The 15,501-nt window shown below is 69.6% G+C and carries 19 protein-coding genes; 9 read left to right on the forward strand and 10 right to left on the reverse strand.

All coding sequences use genetic code 11. From position 1 onward, the window contains the following. Positions 1-44 precede the first annotated feature (44 nt). Positions 45-440, reverse strand: a complete 396-nt coding sequence (locus ABG085_RS08835; protein WP_347979009.1) for a hypothetical protein — start codon at positions 438-440, stop codon at positions 45-47. Between the two features lie 63 nt (positions 441-503). Further along, positions 504-1,175: a Type 1 glutamine amidotransferase-like domain-containing protein gene (locus ABG085_RS08840; protein ID WP_347979010.1), complete on the reverse strand. Its 672-nt coding sequence runs from the start codon at positions 1,173-1,175 to the stop codon at positions 504-506. A gap of 269 nt (positions 1,176-1,444) precedes the next feature. Here ABG085_RS08840 and ABG085_RS08845 point away from each other — a divergent pair, with 269 nt between their 5' ends. After that, complete coding sequence (locus ABG085_RS08845; protein ID WP_347979011.1) at positions 1,445-1,897, forward strand: pyridoxamine 5'-phosphate oxidase family protein; 453 nt, start codon at positions 1,445-1,447, stop codon at positions 1,895-1,897. A 19-nt stretch (positions 1,898-1,916) separates the two neighbouring features. On the opposite strand, the gene ABG085_RS08850 is transcribed toward ABG085_RS08845, so the two are convergent. After that, positions 1,917-2,369, reverse strand: coding sequence for an NUDIX domain-containing protein (locus tag ABG085_RS08850; protein WP_347979012.1), 453 nt, complete (start codon positions 2,367-2,369; stop codon positions 1,917-1,919). A gap of 133 nt (positions 2,370-2,502) precedes the next feature. Between ABG085_RS08850 and ABG085_RS08855 the strand changes: the two genes are divergently transcribed. The 3 genes from ABG085_RS08855 to ABG085_RS08865 all read left to right on the forward strand — a co-directional run bounded on the left by ABG085_RS08855 (position 2,503) and on the right by ABG085_RS08865 (position 4,372). Beyond that, the gene (locus ABG085_RS08855) at positions 2,503-2,835 is read left to right on the forward strand and encodes a metalloregulator ArsR/SmtB family transcription factor (protein WP_347979013.1); all 333 of its coding nucleotides are present in this window, start codon (positions 2,503-2,505) and stop codon (positions 2,833-2,835) included. Beyond that, positions 2,832-3,494 carry a cation transporter gene (locus ABG085_RS08860; RefSeq protein WP_347979014.1) on the forward strand — a complete coding sequence of 221 codons (663 nt, stop codon included), beginning with the start codon at positions 2,832-2,834 and terminating at the stop codon, positions 3,492-3,494. Before ABG085_RS08855 ends, ABG085_RS08860 begins: the two co-directional genes overlap by 4 nt. Positions 3,495-3,664: 170 nt before the next feature. Continuing rightward, positions 3,665-4,372, forward strand: a complete 708-nt coding sequence (locus ABG085_RS08865) for a GNAT family protein (protein WP_347979015.1) — start codon at positions 3,665-3,667, stop codon at positions 4,370-4,372. 47 nt (positions 4,373-4,419) lie between these two features. Here the strand turns inward: ABG085_RS08865 and ABG085_RS08870 are convergent, their stop codons facing one another. Then, positions 4,420-4,683 carry a DUF6458 family protein gene (locus tag ABG085_RS08870; RefSeq protein WP_347979016.1) on the reverse strand — a complete coding sequence of 88 codons (264 nt, stop codon included), beginning with the start codon at positions 4,681-4,683 and terminating at the stop codon, positions 4,420-4,422. Between the two features lie 273 nt (positions 4,684-4,956). Here ABG085_RS08870 and ABG085_RS08875 point away from each other — a divergent pair, with 273 nt between their 5' ends. From ABG085_RS08875 to ABG085_RS08885, 3 genes are all read left to right on the forward strand, one after another. Next, the gene (locus ABG085_RS08875; protein ID WP_347979154.1) at positions 4,957-6,255 is read left to right on the forward strand and encodes an MFS transporter; all 1,299 of its coding nucleotides are present in this window, start codon (positions 4,957-4,959) and stop codon (positions 6,253-6,255) included. Between the two features lie 102 nt (positions 6,256-6,357). Next, positions 6,358-7,272 (forward strand): pseudouridine-5'-phosphate glycosidase, encoded by a 915-nt coding sequence (locus tag ABG085_RS08880; RefSeq protein ID WP_347979017.1) that lies wholly within the window; start codon positions 6,358-6,360, stop codon positions 7,270-7,272. Next, entirely contained in the window at positions 7,272-8,108 is an 837-nt protein-coding gene (locus tag ABG085_RS08885) for a PfkB family carbohydrate kinase (RefSeq protein ID WP_347979018.1), read from the forward strand. Before ABG085_RS08880 ends, ABG085_RS08885 begins: the two co-directional genes overlap by 1 nt. 30 nt (positions 8,109-8,138) lie before the next feature. Here ABG085_RS08885 and ABG085_RS08890 read toward each other — a convergent pair whose 3' ends face one another. Beyond that, positions 8,139-8,585 (reverse strand): SRPBCC domain-containing protein, encoded by a 447-nt coding sequence (locus ABG085_RS08890; protein ID WP_347979019.1) that lies wholly within the window; start codon positions 8,583-8,585, stop codon positions 8,139-8,141. After that, a complete protein-coding gene (locus ABG085_RS08895; RefSeq protein ID WP_347979020.1) occupies positions 8,578-8,970 on the reverse strand; it encodes a metalloregulator ArsR/SmtB family transcription factor in 393 nt (130 codons plus the stop codon). The genes ABG085_RS08890 and ABG085_RS08895 overlap by 8 nt, the downstream gene beginning before the upstream one ends. A 90-nt stretch (positions 8,971-9,060) precedes the next feature. Between ABG085_RS08895 and ABG085_RS08900 the strand changes: the two genes are divergently transcribed. Beyond that, positions 9,061-9,633, forward strand: coding sequence for a dihydrofolate reductase family protein (locus ABG085_RS08900; RefSeq protein WP_347979021.1), 573 nt, complete (start codon positions 9,061-9,063; stop codon positions 9,631-9,633). A 10-nt stretch (positions 9,634-9,643) separates the two neighbouring features. Here the strand turns inward: ABG085_RS08900 and ABG085_RS08905 are convergent, their stop codons facing one another. The 3 genes from ABG085_RS08905 to ABG085_RS08915 form a co-directional block, all read right to left on the reverse strand. Then, positions 9,644-10,405: an SGNH/GDSL hydrolase family protein gene (locus tag ABG085_RS08905; RefSeq protein WP_347979155.1), complete on the reverse strand. Its 762-nt coding sequence runs from the start codon at positions 10,403-10,405 to the stop codon at positions 9,644-9,646. A gap of 77 nt (positions 10,406-10,482) precedes the next feature. Beyond that, the gene (locus ABG085_RS08910; RefSeq protein ID WP_347979022.1) at positions 10,483-11,835 is read right to left on the reverse strand and encodes an MFS transporter; all 1,353 of its coding nucleotides are present in this window, start codon (positions 11,833-11,835) and stop codon (positions 10,483-10,485) included. Between the two features lie 66 nt (positions 11,836-11,901). After that, entirely contained in the window at positions 11,902-12,927 is a 1,026-nt protein-coding gene (locus ABG085_RS08915; protein ID WP_347979156.1) for an LLM class flavin-dependent oxidoreductase, read from the reverse strand. 107 nt (positions 12,928-13,034) lie between these two features. Here ABG085_RS08915 and ABG085_RS08920 point away from each other — a divergent pair, with 107 nt between their 5' ends. After that, positions 13,035-13,667 carry a phosphoribosyltransferase family protein gene (locus tag ABG085_RS08920; RefSeq protein WP_347979023.1) on the forward strand — a complete coding sequence of 211 codons (633 nt, stop codon included), beginning with the start codon at positions 13,035-13,037 and terminating at the stop codon, positions 13,665-13,667. A 111-nt stretch (positions 13,668-13,778) separates the two neighbouring features. Here the strand turns inward: ABG085_RS08920 and ABG085_RS08925 are convergent, their stop codons facing one another. Continuing rightward, positions 13,779-15,452 (reverse strand): DUF885 domain-containing protein, encoded by a 1,674-nt coding sequence (locus ABG085_RS08925; RefSeq protein ID WP_347979024.1) that lies wholly within the window; start codon positions 15,450-15,452, stop codon positions 13,779-13,781. Positions 15,453-15,501: the final 49 nt, after the last annotated feature.

Below are 15,501 nucleotides of genomic sequence, written 5' to 3' on the forward strand. Positions count from 1 at the left end.
GAAACTACTCGCGGAGCTTCGCGCCGAGCGGGCGCTTGCCCGAGTCAGATCGCCATCGCGAGTTCGCCGTATCCCATTGCGATGAGGAACGACAGCGCGGCCAGGGCGGCCGACATCGGCACCATCGTGTAGCGCTCTGGCTTGCTGCGCGAGATCGCGTTCATGCCGATGCCGAGCACGAAGTACGCGAAGATCACCCACATCGCGACCTCGGAGAACAACGGAGCGAACACGTCGATGGCGCCCACGCGATCCCAGGCGATCACCACGATGAGTCCGTAGATGAGGATCGAGACCGCGCTGCCGATCCGCAGTCGTGCGGGCAGCACTCGATGTTGGCCGCCCCAAGCGAAGGCACCCAGTGGCGCGCCGAGGATGAGTGCTAATTGGAGAAGCGTCAAGAGCGCGAGAAGGACGGTGAGCGCGAGGGCGAAGGGCACGCAAGCCAACGTAGCGCGAGGCGTGGTCGAGGCAGCGGTGCCAGCGTGCCGCGCCTCCCCCGTCTACTTGGCGAAGTGCTTCCACTGACCTTCTGTGACGACATCCGTGCCGTTGTCGGTCACCATCAACGCCGTCTGGTCGTCGATGGCGTAGGACGAGGGGCGGATGCCGGCAGCCCAGTTCTTCGCAGCGGCGAGGGAGTTGCCGGGTTCACCGTCGGCCGCAAGATGCGGACAGATCGAGAAGTCGACGATCCCGAGCGCACTGTCATCGCCAGTCGGCGGCTTCCAGCCCACGAATTCCCGGCCGATCTGCGGCGTCATCACCATGCTTCCCGCGCTCATTCCCACCCACACCGTCTCCGCCAGCGAAGGAAACATGTCCGCCAGTCCGGACTCTTGCATCCAGTGGCTGAGGTAAAGCGCGTCGCCGCCGGCGGCCAGTAATGCGTCAGCCTCGAGTACGAGCGGCTTCCACCGCTCTTCATCGATACTCGGCAGTGCCGTGAGCTCCAGCACGCCGACGGATCTCCAACCCAGATCGACCATGGGATGCTCGGATGTTCCGCTGATGAACTCCCAAGCTCCGACGCCGGGTCCCAGCCAGGGATGGCCGTACTGGGCGGTGGGTATGCACAGTGCGGTGGACTCGCTGATCGGCTTGCCGAGCAGGTCTTCGAGTGCATGCCGGATGGTCGGATTGGTGACTCCCGCCGAGGTGAGAAGAAGCTTCATGATCCCTTCCCGGCGGCGTGGACTCGTCGCGCCCGTCTCGTTCGTTGTCGCTGTGTTGACTGGCGTCCATCGGATCCGGCCAGCCTAATCGTCACGCGTCCTCACATCGCGGGGCGATCCTCCGAGCCGGTGAGCAGGTCAGCCTCGGGGCATGCCTTCGCCGAATTAAGCAGGGTACGGCGGTCCGGCTGAACTTTCGGATGTCACCAACGGAGGAATCCGGCGCTTTTCAGACCCCGCTCCATCTGGTAGCCATGACCATGACTTTCATGGCAAACGAGTCCCCCACGGATGTCGCGCGTCGCATCATCGACGAGAACTCCTACGCAACTCTCGCGACCGCTGACGTGGAGGGGCGCCCGTGGGCGACACCGGTCTGGTTCGCGGAGCGCGGTCTGCGCCAGTACGTCTGGGTGTCCCGAACCACACGACGGCACTCGCAGAACGTTGCACAGCGAGCGCAGATCGCGCTCGTCGTGTTCGACTCGACTGTCCCGGTGGGCTCCGGGAGCGCGGTCTACGTCGAGGCGGCCGCAGCACAGGTGCCGGACCACGAACTCGCGGCTGCGCTTCCGGTCTTCAACACGAAGTGCGAGGCATCCGGACTCTCGACGTGGGACAGGTCGAAGGTCTCGGGAGACGCCCCCCACCGCCTGTATCTGGCGACAGCAGCGCAGGTGTGGGTCCTCGATGACCACGAGAACCGGGTCCCCGTGCTTTAGGTCGCGCAGGCTCGCGGCATCAGAAGCCGACGGCGAGTAGTCCGACCGAGTCGTTGTCGCGAAGCCACACCAAGGCGGTGCGTTCATAGGCGGGAATCTGCGGGGGCAGGTCCATCAGATCGAACCACCCCAGCTCGGCGCACTTCTCCGGCTCCATGATGGAGGGCTCCCCGCTCCACGAGGAGCAGGTGAAGAACCAGTCGACGCGTTGCTCCCTCGGATCGGACGTTCCGTCCGTGCGCTGCATGACGGCTGAAGGAACAAGCTCACTGGCCGGCACGCGGACGCCGAGCTCCTCAGAGAGCTCCCGAGTGGCCGCCTGCACGGCGGTCTCCCCCGGTTCCAGATGGCCCGCCGCGCCGGCGGTCCAGAAGCCGTCCATGTACCCGGTGTTGTGCCGCAGCTGCAACAGCACCCTGCCGTCGCGCACCAGGTAGACATACGCCGCCGGAATCAAGCTGTAACGAGTCACCGGACGACCATAGCGCCCGCGCCAGGGGCCGCCGCGCGACCCCATCCCCCGCATGTCTCTCGGGGAGGCGAGAACGGGGGTGGCGTTCGGTTCAAGGGGTACTTGATTCACGTATCCATGTACTATCCGACTCATGGCAACCGCGACAATCGCCCACACCGCCGCGCTCGCCAGGCTCGGCTACGCCCTGTCGGATGCCACACGCACCGGCGTACTGCTCGCGCTGCGCAGCGGACCCGCCTACCCGTCCGACCTCGCCTACGCCATCGGCGTCTCCCGACAGGTGATGTCGAATCAGCTGGCCTGCTTGCGCGGATGCGGACTGGTCGAGGCCGTCCAGGAAGGGCGTCGCTCGTCCTATCGGCTCGCGGACGAGCACCTCGCGCCCGCTCTCGGGGAACTCCTGCAGGTGGTGCTGTCGGTCGACCCCGAGTGCTGCGCCGGTGAAAGCTGCACCTGCGCATGACGACGTCACTGATGCCCGAGCGTCGCGAGACGCTGCAGCGCCGGATCCGGTGGATCGTCGCCGTCACGATCGGCTACAACGTCATCGAGGCGGTGGTCGCCATCACGGCCGGTACCGTCGCATCCTCCGGCGCGCTCATCGCGTTCGGGCTCGACTCCACCATCGAGGTCGTCTCCGCGGCCGCCGTCGCATGGCAGTTCACCCGCCGTGATCCGGAGCGCTGGGAAAGACCCACCCTCCGCGTCATCGCCATCGCCTTTTTCGCCCTCGCTGCCTACGTCATCACCACGTCCCTGCTCACCCTCATCGGCCGGGTAGAGGCCGAGCACAGTGCTCTCGGCATCCTCATCACCGCGCTCAGCGTCATCGTGATGCCGCTCCTGTCCGTCGCCGAGCGGCGCGCGGGCCGCGAGCTCGGCTCCGCCACAGCGGTCGCCGATTCCCGACAGACCTTGATCTGCACCTACCTGTCGGCCGCCGTCCTGATCGGGCTTCTCCTGAACACGGGGCTCGGTTGGTGGTGGGCCGACGCGATCGCCGGCCTCGTCATCGCCGGATTCGCCGTCCGCGAAGGCAGAGAAGCATGGCGCGGCGATGCCTGCGCCACCTCGGTAGGCATGCTCCTCGAAGACGAGCCCGACGACCACGCTGCGCATTGAGCAGCCGCGCATCGTCCGCCGAGCGCGGGCGCCCGCGGCCGGGAGGCCGGATACTCGTGGTCCCTTCGCCGAGGATCGCGCGGCCGTGTTCCGGCTGCTTGCCGATCTCATGCCGGCCGTTCCCGAGGTCTGGTCCGACACCGGCCCAGTGACTCTGGCAGACTTCCGGGATGCCGCACTCCGACGCGCTCGCCCGGCTCTGGCCCGCTTCTGCCGTACGTGTGCGTGCCGGCGACCTTGAGTTGCGCTGGATCGACGACGACCTCCTGGTCGAGCTGGCCGAGCTGGCCGGACGCGGCATCCATGATCCCGACCGGATGCCGTTCGAGCACCCTTGGTCCCGCGGCTCGGCCGACGAGGTCGCGCGCAGCGTGCTGACGTACCAGTGGGGAGTCCGCAACCGGCTCTCGCCCACGACGTTCGCCCTGGAGCTTGCCGTCGTGCACGATGGCGTGCCGGTGGGGATCCAGGGCATCACCGCGAACGACTGGTCCGTGCTGCGGCGCATCACGACCGGGTCTTGGCTCGGACGGGAGCACCAAGGCCGCGGCGTCGGCACGCGGATGCGGATGCTTGCTCTGCACCTCGCGTTCGAGGGCCTGGGCGCGCGGGAGGCGACGTCCGGGGCATTCGCCGACAACGTGTCGTCCAACGCCGTCTCGCGGCGCGTCGGCTACGACTCCGACGGTGCGTTCCACGTCGCCCGCGAGGGCGAGGCGGCGCTTCATCATCGATACGTCATGTCGCGTGAGCGCTGGGAGTCGCTCCGCGCCGACCATGCCACCCGGCTCGGCTCGGTGATCGAGCTGGAAGGGGTCGACGGCCTCCGCACGCAGCTCGAGACTCCTCCGTCGGAGCCCCAGTCCGCACACGCCTGACCGCGGGCGCCGAGGCACCCGCGGTCAGAGGTTGCGTCTGGGTGTGGTCAGAGTCCGGCGGCGTCGTCCGTCGTGCTCGTGCTGCGGCGGGTCACCTGCTCGTTGACGTTCGGGTCGACGGCGGAACGCGTGACGGATTCCGACCGGCGCCGGCGCGCCAGCAGGACGATGCCGACGATGAAGATGACGGCTCCGGCACCCATGAGGATGTAGCCGATCATGTCGAGATTGACCCATTCCACCTCGACGTTCACCGCGAAGGCGAGGATGGCGCCGATGGCGAAGAGGGCAATGCCTGCTCCGATGCTCATGCGAGGTGTCCTTTCCGGGGCGCGGCGATCAGCCCTCCCCTATTCCGGGACGCGTGGTCCCAGAGCTACCCTCCCGCATCCGCCGTCATCCGAAGAGGGGCTTGACAGATGACGGATGCCCTTCCCGCGGCTGCAGGAACCGCTTCTCCCCCGCCCGGTCCACGGCCCGCCACGGGCCTCGATCGTGCCCTGGCCGGCGGCCGCGGCATCCGTCTCCGTGACTACTGTGGAATGGTGCCCAGCCTGTCCCGTCGCCTCGTGACGGGGCCGGGGATGCGCGCCTGGCTGATCTGGACGGTCGGCGTCGCCGCATATGTCCTCGCGATCACGAACCGCTCATCGCTGAGCGCCGTCGGGGTGGACGCGGCAGCCCGGTTCGACGCGGACGCGGCCACCCTGTCGCTGTTCGCCGTCGTGCAGCTCGCCGTCTACGGAGGCATGCAGATCCCGGTCGGAGTGCTCCTCGACCGTTACGGCGCACGGCCGATCATGACGATCGGGATGCTGCTGATGGCGCTGGGGCAGCTGACCATGGCGCTCTCCCCCAGCGTCGGCGTCGCGATCCTCGCCCGCATGCTGCTGGGTGCCGGCGACGCCGCCATCTTCCCCGGGGTGCTGCGCCTCATCGCGACGTGGTTCCCCGCGCAGCGCGCACCCGTCATGGTGCAGCTCACGGGCATCGTCGGGCAGGCGGGGCAGCTGGTGGCGCTGCTCCCCCTCGCCGCGCTGCTGCACGCCACCTCGTGGACGATCACGTTCGGCAGCATCGCCGGACTCGGGGTGCTGTTCGCGATCCTCGTGTTCCTCCTCATCCGCAATCACCCGCCGGACCGCGACGAGGACGTGTCGGTGGACACCGACACCGGGGCTATCCGGGTCGTGACCTCGTCTGTCGACACCGGGGTCGGCATCCGTGCCGCGTGGGCACATCCAGGCACTCGCCTCGCCTTCTGGTCGCACTTCACGACGCCGTTCGCGGGCACCGCGTTCGTGCTGCTGTGGGGTATGCCCTTCCTCACCGCGGGCGAGGGGCGCACGACGGCCGAGGCGGCCTCGATCATGTCGCTGTACGTCGTCGTAGGCATGGCGCTGGGGCCGATCATGGGTGAGCTCTCGCGACGCGTGCCGCACCTGCGCTCACGTGCGCTCGTGCTTCCCACCGTGGCGGTGCAGGCGGTCGCCTGGCTCGCCGTGATCGCGTACCCGGGGCCCGCTCCTCTCTGGCTGCTGCTGGCGCTGGCCGTCGCGCTGGCCACCGGAGGACCCGCCTCGATGATCGCGTTCGACCACGCGCGCACCCACAACCCGTCCCACCGCCTCAGCACCGCCACCGGCGTGACGAACGCCGGCGGCTTCCTGGCGGCGCTGCTCGCCATCCTCCTCATCGGTCTGGCCCTCGATCTGCAGGGCGCCGGCACCCCGGCGACCTACAGTCTCGATGCCTTCCGCATCGCCTTCCTCATGCAGGTGCCGCTCTGGCTCGTCGGCAGTGCGTTCATCGTGATCGAGCGCAAGCGCACCCGCATCCGCCTGGGAATGGATCCGCCGCGCGCACGGCGCCCCCGGCGCTGACCGCTCCGGAGCGCCGAACCGGCCGACTCGGCCCGTCGCGGCATCCGATCGGTACTCTGAGCGTATTCGGCTCGTCAGCTGGGCCGGATCGAAAGGATTCCCGTGTCCGCTCCCCTCGCGATCGCCGCCGAGGTCCGGGACGCCGTCGCGAGCGGCGAGCCGGTGCTCGCGCTCGAGTCCACGATCTTCACCCACGGCCTCCCTCGCCCACGCAACCTCGATGTCGCCCTCGAGGCCGAGGCGCGCGTCCGCGCACTCGGGGTGGTGCCGGCGACCATCGGCGTCATCGACGGGCGCGTCACCGTCGGACTCTCCCCCGACGAGATCGAGCGGCTCTCGACCGCCGACGGCGTCGTCAAGGCGAGCGTCCGCGACCTTCCCGTCGTCGCGGTGAAGGGGCTGAGTGCCGGGACCACCGTGGCGGCGACGGGATACCTCGCCGCACGTGCCGGGGTGAGGGTGTTCTCGACCGGCGGGCTCGGCGGCGTGCATCGGGGTGCAGCCCAGACCTTCGACGAATCCGCCGATCTTCCGACCCTCGCCGGCCTGCCGCTCGTCGTGGTGAGCGCCGGCGTGAAGTCGATCCTCGACATCCCGCTGACGTTGGAGCGGCTCGAGACGCTCAACCTCGCCGTGGTCGGCTACCGGACCACTGACTACCCCGGCTTCTACATCGCCGATTCCGGGCACGACATCGAGTACTCGGTGGACTCGCCCGCCGAGATCGCCGCGATCGCGCGGACGCGCGACGACCTCGGCATCGCATCGACGCTGCTCGTCGCCAACCCCGTCGCCGTCGATCATCAGCTCGACCCGGCCCTGCACGACGCCGTCCTCGCGCGGGCGCTGTCGTCGGCGCAGGCGAACGGTGTCTCGGGGCACGACACGACGCCGTTCCTGCTCGACTTTCTCCAGCGCGAGACGCGCGGACGCAGCCTCGACGTCAACGTCGAGGTGTACCGCGGCAACGTCGCTCTCGGCGCACGCATCGCCGTGGCCCTCGCTGGCCCGGCCTGATGCTGGTCGTGATCGGCGACCTCGTCGCCGACCTGATCGTGCTCGGAGGCGCGGCGCTCGAGCGCGGCACCGACAACCCCGCCGAGGTGCGCCTCACCCGGGGCGGGAGCGCGGCGAACGTGGCGGCCGCCGCGGCGCCGCGGCATCCCTCACGCTTCATCGGGCGCGTGGGAGACGACACCCTCGGGCACGCACTCGTGGCCGAGCTCGCAGCGGCGGCGGTCGACGTGAAGGTGCAGCGCGGCGGTCGCACCGGATCGATCGTCGTGCTCGTCGACGCCGTGGGCGAACGCACCATGATCACCGACCGCGGCGCCGCCGCGGAACTCGGACCGATCGACCCTGGGTGGCTCACCGGCGCCGATTGGGTGCATCTGCCGCTGTACGGCTTCGCGTCAGCGGGCTCCCGCCGGGCGGTGACGGATGCCGCGACCAGCGCCGCTGCGGACGGCGCACGCGTCAGCCTCGACCTGTCGAGCGTGGCGACGATGCGCGAACTGGGTGATGCCGAGCTGCGGCGGATCCTCACGGAGGTCCGGCCCGACGTCGTCTTCGCGAACCAGGAGGAGGCGCAGACGGCGTCCCAGCTCGACCTGGCTCCGGAAGGTGTTTACGTGATCAAGCGCGGGCCGGCGCCGGTCCTCGTCGGCGTGGACGGACAGACGGCCGCCGTGCCCGTCGACAGGGTCGACGACGTCCTGGACTCGACAGGAGCCGGCGACGCCTTCGCCGCCGGCTACATCGTGGCTGCGTTGGCCGGCGCCGACCCACGTGAGAGCGCCCGGGCGGGCAGCGCGCTCGCGATGAGTGCGCTGCGCCGCCCGGGCGCTCTGTGATCAGACCGCTCGTCGCGGGCCATCCCGGGGTCAGACGGTCTGGAGGTTCTCCAGCACGTCCTCGATGTCGTCGATGAACGCGTTGTAGCCGGCGATGGTGGCCGCGACCTGCTCGTCGGTGAAGTCGCTGCGGTCCTGACGGATGGTGAGCACCGTGCCGTCGCCGGTCTCTTCGAGATCGAACAGCACCGGCAGTCCCGCGTCGTCGCCGGGCTGGTCGGTCAGGGTCATCGCGAGGTGCGACGGCGGTTCGACCACCTGGTACTCCCCCGCCCAATCGATGCGGTTGCCATCGGGCAGCAGCATGACGGCGCGGAAGGCGCCGCCGGGGCGCACCTCCATCGTCAGGCTCTCCTGCGGCACTTCCACGGCCGCCGTGCCGAACCACACGGCGAAGTGCTCGGGCTTGGTCAGCGCCTCGAACACCAGTTCGCGGGGGGCCCGCAGGGTGCGCGTGACGGTGAAGTACTCAGTCATGGTCGTTCTCCTTCTCGGTGGATGCGGTGGCGTCGCCACCCGTCGGTCTGCTGGTGGGGTCGCCCAGCTGCTGGAGGGCGTTGAGATAGTGATCGAGGGCGCCGAGACTGTCATCCCAGAACTGGGCGTAGCCGCCGATCCAGTCGGATGCCGCCGCCAGCGGTCGTGCGTCCAGCCGCGCCGGCCGGTACTGCGCGTTGCGGCCCCGCGTGACCAGCCCCGCCCCCTCGAGGACGCGGAGGTGCTTCGACACAGCGGCGAACGTCATGTCGAACGGTGCGGCGAGCTCCCCCACCGTCGCATCGCCTTGGCTCAGCCGCGCGAGGATGGCACGGCGGGTGGGGTCGGCGAGGGCCGAGAACGTCATACTCAGTGAATCCGACACGGCGTCCCTTCTTGTTCAACTGATTAGTACAGTACCGATCGGTTGAATGAGTGTCAACCGGGTGTCGGATGTCCGCACTACGGTGGCGGCATGCCTCGTGTGATCTTCTATACGGCCACCACGCTGAACGGCTTTCTCGCCGACGACCACGACTCGCTGGAGTGGCTCTTCGCTGCTCCGGGAGGCGAGGGCGGCGATGACGACTTCCAGCGCTTCCTGTCCGGCATCGGCGTGCTCGTCCAGGGATCCTCCACGTACCGGTGGGTGCTCGAGCACGAAGATCTCGTCGCACACCCCGAGAAATGGCCGTCGTACTACGGCGAGCGTCCGACGTGGGTGTTCTCGAGCAAGGACCAGCCGGTGGTGCCGGGTGTCGACATCCGCTTCTCATCCGGGGACGTCCGCGAGGTGTGGCCGCAGATCCGCGACTCAGCCGGCGACGGTGACGTCTGGATCGTGGGAGGGGGAGACCTCGCCGGCCAGTTCGCCGACGCCGGCCTGCTCGACGAGATCCGTGTCTCGATCGCACCCGCGACGCTGACGTCGGGCAAGCCGCTCCTCCCCCGCAACCTCGGCCCCGACCGGCTCGAACTGACCTCGGTGCGGCAGGCGGGCGCGTTCGCCGAGCTCACCTATGCGGTGTCCGGCAGGGCGCAGTCGTGATGAGGCTGGTTCAGCGCCCGGCGGGCGCGACCTCGCTCCACTGAGCGAACTTGGGCTCACGTCCGTCGCCCGATGAGGTGCCGGTGAGTCGCCGGCGCACCCAGGGACCGACGTGCTCCCGGTAGTAGGCCGCTCCCCGCGCGCCCATCGGGGGCAGCGGCGGCAGCGACCACCACGCCGGCTGCGGCTCGATACCCAGCTCGGTCAGCACGCGCGCGGCGACGCGGTGATGGCCCCGCGAGTTCATGTGCAGACGGTCCTCGGACCAGAACGGCGGGCTCGCGAGCTCCTCGTCGAACCAGTTGTACGCCTGCACGACGTCGGTGCGCGACGCCAGGCGCTTTTCGACAGCGTGGGACAGCAGGTCGCCGCGGCGCTGGATGACGCGCCGCATGGGCAGCTGTCGCGTCGGGTTCGCGCCCGACAGCACGATGAGCCGCACGCCTTCTTCGTCGCAGCGCCGCAGCACGGTCTCGAACGCGGCGACCACGTGGGCGAGGCTCGTGCGAGGACGCAGCATGTCGTTCCCGCCGCCGTTGAACGACAGGTGGGTCGGATTCAGGGCGAGCGCCGGCTCGAGCTGCTGCTCGACGATGGGCCAGACGAGCTTGCCGCGGATCGCGAGGTTCGCGTACTCGATCGACTCCCCCCGCGCATCCGCCCAGCCCTGTGCCACGAGATCGGCCCAGCCGCGCACGTGGCCGTCGGGAAGCTCGTCGCCCACGCCCTCGGTGAAGGAGTCGCCGATGGCGACGTATCTCACGGATGCCACGGGTCGATCAGCTGCCTCGCGTCGAACGGATGCCACGGACCCCAGCCTATGTGCGCTGCGGCGACCGCCTGGCCGCCTCAGCGATCGTCGAGCGCCGCGCCCCGGCGGTCGACCAGCCCCCACGCGGCCGCGGCCGCCACGGCGAAGAACACCGCGAACACGACGAACAGCACCGGTGCGCCGCCCGCGATGAGCAGCGGCGGCACCACCAGGGGTGCCACGATCGATGCGATGCGCCCGACGCCTGCGGCCCATCCGGTCCCGGTGGCGCGGAGCGACGTCGGATACATCTCGGGGGTCACCGCGTACAGCGCGCCCCAGGCGCCGAGGTTGAAGAACGACAGCGCCATCCCGGCGGCGATGATCGCTCCGGGGCCGCTCGCCGTGCCGAAGAAGATGGCCGACACCGCAGAGCCGACCAGGAACACCGAGAGTGTGGCCCGGCGTCCCCACACCTCGATCAGCCACGCGGCGACCGCGTAGCCCGGCAGCTGGGCCAGCGTGATCACCAGGGTGAAGCCGAAGGAGCGCACGAGGTCGTACCCCTGCGCCACCAGGATCGACGGAATCCAGATGAACGCGCCGTAGTACGAGAAGTTGACGCAGAACCACACCAGCCAGAGGCACGCGGTGCGAACCCGGAACTCCTTCGCCCAGAGGGCGCCCAGGCGCTGACCGAGGGATGTCGCCGCCGCGGGCGGGACGTCGGCGCGCGTGGGCGCGACCGTGGGGACGGTTCCGGCGGCATCCTCGAACCTGCGGACGACGGACTCCGCCTCGGCGAAGCGTCCGCGTCGCTCCAGCCACCGTGCGGACTCGGGCAGACCCCACCGCACGATGAGCGCATAGGCCGCGGGGATCGCCCCGAGTGCGAACGCCCACCGCCAGCCGTTCTCGGAGGCCGGGATCACGAAGTATCCGATGAGCGCGGCGAGCGTCCAGCCCACAGCCCAGAAGGCCTCCAGGATGACGATGAGCCGCCCGCGTATGCGCGCCGGTGCGAACTCGCTCACATAGGTGCTGGCGACGGGCAGTTCGGCGCCGAGTCCCAATCCGACCAGGAATCGCAGGATGAGCAGTGCGGCCAGCCCGCCGACGAGGGCGCTCGCCCCCGTGGCCAGGCCGTAAACGAGCAGCGTGAGCGCGAACACCTGCCGGCGGCCGAAGCGGTCCGCCAGCAGGCCGCCCACGCTGGCGCCGATCGCCATCCCCACGAAGCCGATCGATGCGATCCACGCCGTCTCGCTCGGCACCAGGTCCCACTGCGCCGCCAGGGCGGCGATCACGAACGAGATGAGCCCCACGTCCATGGCGTCCAGGGCCCAGCCGATCCCTGACCCCGTGAGCACCCGCAGGTGCGGGCGGGTGAACGGCAGGCGGTCGAGGCGCTCCGAGAGCGTCGACGAGGTGCGGGTTCCGGCATCCGTCATAGCGTCATGCTACGGATGCCGGAGCCCTCGCGGGCGCTGCGACAGCACGCCACGCCCGCGGCGGCGCTACGACAGCATGTCGCGGACGCGCGGGGCCACCTCGGTGCCGAACAGCTCGATGGATCGCAGCATCCGCTCATGCGACAGCGTGCCGGTCGAGAACTTCATGTCGAAGCGTGAGGCGCCCAGCGTCTGGACGGTGTCGGCGATCTTGCGCGCGACTGTCTCGGGCGACCCGACGTACAGCGCGCCCTCCGGCCCGACGTCGTGCTGGAAGCGGAGCCGGTTGTAGGTGGGCCAGCCGCGCTCGCGGCCGATCGAGTTGTTCATCGCCTCGAATCCCTCGTAGGCCTCGTCCCACGCCTGCTGGTCGGTCTCCGCGATATGACCTGGGGAATGCACCCCGACCGGCAGCTGCGGCTGATCGAAGGTGTCCAGCGAGCGGCGGTAGAGGTCGGCGAACGGCCGGAAGCGCGCTGACGGGCCGCCGATGATGGCGAGCATGAGCCCGTAGCCGTAGCGTGCGGCGCGGACCGCGGACTCGGGCGTGCCCCCGACGCCGACCCACGCGCGCAGCCCGTTCTCGGTCTTGGGGAAGACATCGGCCGCGTCCAGTGACGCGCGCAGGCTGCCGCTCCAGGTGACGGGCTTCTCGGTCAGCAGCTGGGAGAAGAGATCGAGCTTCTCGTCGAAGAGCGCCTCGTAGTCGCGCAGGTCGTAGCCGAACAGCGGGAACGACTCGATGAACGATCCGCGCCCGAGGATGACCTCCGCCCGGCCGTTGGACACGGCGTCCAGCGTCGAGAACCTCTCGAACACGCGCACCGGGTCGTCGCTCGAGAGCACGGTGACGGCCGTGCCGAGGTGGATCTGCTCGGTGCGCGCGGCGGCAGCGGCCAGCACGATCTCGGGGCTGGACACGGCGAACTCCCGCCGGTGGTGCTCCCCCACCCCGAAGAACGAGAGCCCGACGCGGTCGGCGAGCACCGCCTGCTCGACCACGTTGCGGATGGTCTGCGCGCCGCTCACGAGCTCGCCGGAGGCATCGCGCGTCACGTCGCCGAAGGTGTCCAGGCCGAGTTCGAGGGTCATGGGGTCGATGGAGGTCATCGCTTGCTCCTTCTATTCGGTTGCATGAACCTGCGCTGCCGCCGCGGCATTCCCGAGACGCACAGTCGTCGCGAGCGTAGCGTGGAGGCATGGCCCTCTTCGCGGATCGGCGGGCCGCCGGCCGAGTGCTCGCCGCAGAGCTCGCAGACTGGCGGGGAACGGATGCTGTGGTCCTCGGCATCGCCCGGGGCGGCGTCGTGGTCGCCGCCGCGGTGGCTGAGGCGCTGGAGTTGGACCTTGACGCCGTGGTGGTGCGGAAGCTGGGAGCGGCCGGCCACGAGGAGTTCGCCGTCGGAGCGATCGCCGACGGCGTGCGGATCGTCACGCCCGACGCCATGCGGTGGGCGGGCATGTCAGCGGAAGACCTGGAACGCGTGGAAGCCGCGGAGCGCGACGAGCTGGTGCGGCGGACGGACGTGTACGGGCCGCACGCTCTGGATCTGGCCGGCCGCACCGCACTCGTGGTCGACGACGGTGTGGCGACGGGTGCGAGCGCGCTGGCCGCATGCCGGGCCGTGCGTGCACGCGGCCCGGAGCGGGTCGTACTCGCGGTACCCGTGGCCCCGGACCGGTTCGTGCCGCCGGCGGACGTGGTCGACGACTACGTCTGCCCGCACCGCGAATCCGATTTCTGGGCGGTCGGCGAGTACTACGACCACTTCGGGCAGACCGGCGACGCAGAAGTCCTGCGGCTGCTCGGTACCGCCGATCCCGGTCGTTGAGCGAGGGAGCGCCAGCGACCGAGACGAAACGCATTGGGCCGACGGGCTGCGCCGGGTGCAGGGCGTTTCGTCTCGCTCGTGCCTCGCTCGCTCAACGACCAGGACGCCGAGTCAGTGCGCGAGCGCCATGCGCAGCGTGTCGAGACCCACACCGCCGATGTCGAGCGCGCGCTTGTGGAACTGCTTGATCGAGAAGGCGTCGCCTTCGCGCTCGGCGACCTCGTCGCGCAGCTGCTCCCAGATGCGCTGGCCCACCTTGTACGACGGGGCCTGTCCCGGCCAGCCGAGGTAGCGGTTCACCTCGAACTTGACGAACTCCTCCGGCATGTTGACGTTGCGCAGCATGAAGTCGAGTGCGAAGTCGGCGTCCCACGTCCCCTGACCATCGGGGCGCGGCTTGCCGAGGTGCACGCCGATGTCGAGCACGACACGGGCCGCGCGCATGCGCTGGCCGTCGAGCATCCCGAGCCGGTCGGCCGGATCGGACAGGTAGCCGAGCTGCTCCATGAGCCGCTCCGCGTACAGCGCCCAGCCTTCGGCGTGACCCGACGTTCCGGCGAGCAGGCGACGGTAGGTGTTGAGCTGTGCCCGGTTGTAGACCGCCTGCGCGATCTGCAGGTGGTGGCCGGGGACGCCCTCGTGGTACACGGTGGTGAGCTCGCGCCAGGTGTCGAACTCCTCGACGCCCTCCGGCACCGACCACCACATGCGGCCGGGACGCGAGAAGTCATCGGTCGGTCCGGTGTAGTAGATCCCGCCTTCCTTGGTGGGCGCGATCATGCACTCGAGGCTGCGGATCGGCTCGGCGATGTCGAAGTGGGTCTTGCCGAGTTCGGCGATCGCGCGATCGCTGGTCTCCTGCATCCACTTCTGCAGCGCGTCCGTGCCGTACAGCTTGCGGCTGGCGTCGTGCTCGAGGAAGGCCACGGCCTCTTCGACCGAGGCGCCCGCCTTGATCTCGTCGGCGATCGACTCCTGCTCGGCGACCATGCGGGCGAGCTCCTCGACCCCCCAGTCGTACGTCTCGTCGAGGTCGATCGTCGCGCCCAGGAACCGGCGGGAGTGCAGGGCGTACAGCTCGCGCCCGACCGCGTCCTCGTCGCTCGCCGCAGGTGTGAGTTCTCCGGTGAGGAAGGTCGCGAGCTCGTCATAGGCGACCCGCGCCGCGTTCGCGTTGTCGGCCAGCTCGCGGGCGAGCGAGGCGGGCAGCTGCCCCTCTGCAGGGGCTGCCTCGGCCGCGAACGTCGAGAAGAATCCACCGTCGGCCGTGTAGCGGGCGATCTGGGTGGCGACCTCGGTCACCTGACGGCGCGCGGGGACGACGCCCTGGGAGATGCCTTCGCGCAGGGTGGCGACGTAGCCGTCGATCGCGCCGGAGACCGCGCCGAGACGCGTCGCGATGACCGACCAGTCGTCGGCAGTCGCCGTCGGCATGAGGTCGAACGCGGCACGGATGTCCTGCGCGTGCGAGGCGATCACGTTGATGTCGCGCAGGTGCCACTTCGCATCGTGCAGGTCGAGCGCCAGCCGGATCTCGCGCGAGAGGTCGTCCTTCGTCACGGCGTCGACGTCGTCGGCGGTGTCAGCGGCATCGAGTGCGGCGAGGGTCTTGCGGCCCTCATCGGCGAGAGCCTCCTGACCGGCCGGGCTGTAGTCGCCGAAGCGGTCGTTGTACTCCGACCGACCGATGTAGGTCGCGAGCGTGGGCTCGAGTTCGGCGAGGGTGTCGACCCACGCATCAGCGATCTTGTCGATCTGCGTGGGCGTGCGGGTTTCGTCTGTCATGGCTCCGAGCCTAGGCATGAGACGCAGTGCCGACAAACGAGAGTCCCGG

Origin of the sequence: Microbacterium sp. ProA8, assembly GCF_039905635.1 — a bacterium.
In the GTDB taxonomy this organism is placed as follows: Bacteria; Actinomycetota; Actinomycetes; order Actinomycetales; family Microbacteriaceae; genus Microbacterium; species Microbacterium chionoecetis.

Coding starts and splice junctions, on each gene's coding strand:
- ABG085_RS08840 (WP_347979010.1), bottom strand. CDS start 1,175: ATGAAGCTTCTTCTCACCTCGGCGGGAGTCACCAATCCGACCATCCGG.
- ABG085_RS08845 (WP_347979011.1), top strand. CDS start 1,445: ATGGCAAACGAGTCCCCCACGGATGTCGCGCGTCGCATCATCGACGAG.
- ABG085_RS08855 (WP_347979013.1), top strand. CDS start 2,503: ATGGCAACCGCGACAATCGCCCACACCGCCGCGCTCGCCAGGCTCGGC.
- ABG085_RS08860 (WP_347979014.1), top strand. CDS start 2,832: ATGACGACGTCACTGATGCCCGAGCGTCGCGAGACGCTGCAGCGCCGG.
- ABG085_RS08865 (WP_347979015.1), top strand. CDS start 3,665: ATGCCGCACTCCGACGCGCTCGCCCGGCTCTGGCCCGCTTCTGCCGTA.
- ABG085_RS08870 (WP_347979016.1), bottom strand. CDS start 4,683: ATGAGCATCGGAGCAGGCATTGCCCTCTTCGCCATCGGCGCCATCCTC.
- ABG085_RS08875 (WP_347979154.1), top strand. CDS start 4,957: ATGCGCGCCTGGCTGATCTGGACGGTCGGCGTCGCCGCATATGTCCTC.
- ABG085_RS08885 (WP_347979018.1), top strand. CDS start 7,272: ATGCTGGTCGTGATCGGCGACCTCGTCGCCGACCTGATCGTGCTCGGA.
- ABG085_RS08890 (WP_347979019.1), bottom strand. CDS start 8,585: ATGACTGAGTACTTCACCGTCACGCGCACCCTGCGGGCCCCCCGCGAA.
- ABG085_RS08900 (WP_347979021.1), top strand. CDS start 9,061: ATGCCTCGTGTGATCTTCTATACGGCCACCACGCTGAACGGCTTTCTC.
- ABG085_RS08910 (WP_347979022.1), bottom strand. CDS start 11,835: ATGACGGATGCCGGAACCCGCACCTCGTCGACGCTCTCGGAGCGCCTC.
- ABG085_RS08915 (WP_347979156.1), bottom strand. CDS start 12,927: ATGACCCTCGAACTCGGCCTGGACACCTTCGGCGACGTGACGCGCGAT.
- ABG085_RS08920 (WP_347979023.1), top strand. CDS start 13,035: ATGGCCCTCTTCGCGGATCGGCGGGCCGCCGGCCGAGTGCTCGCCGCA.
- ABG085_RS08925 (WP_347979024.1), bottom strand. CDS start 15,452: ATGACAGACGAAACCCGCACGCCCACGCAGATCGACAAGATCGCTGAT.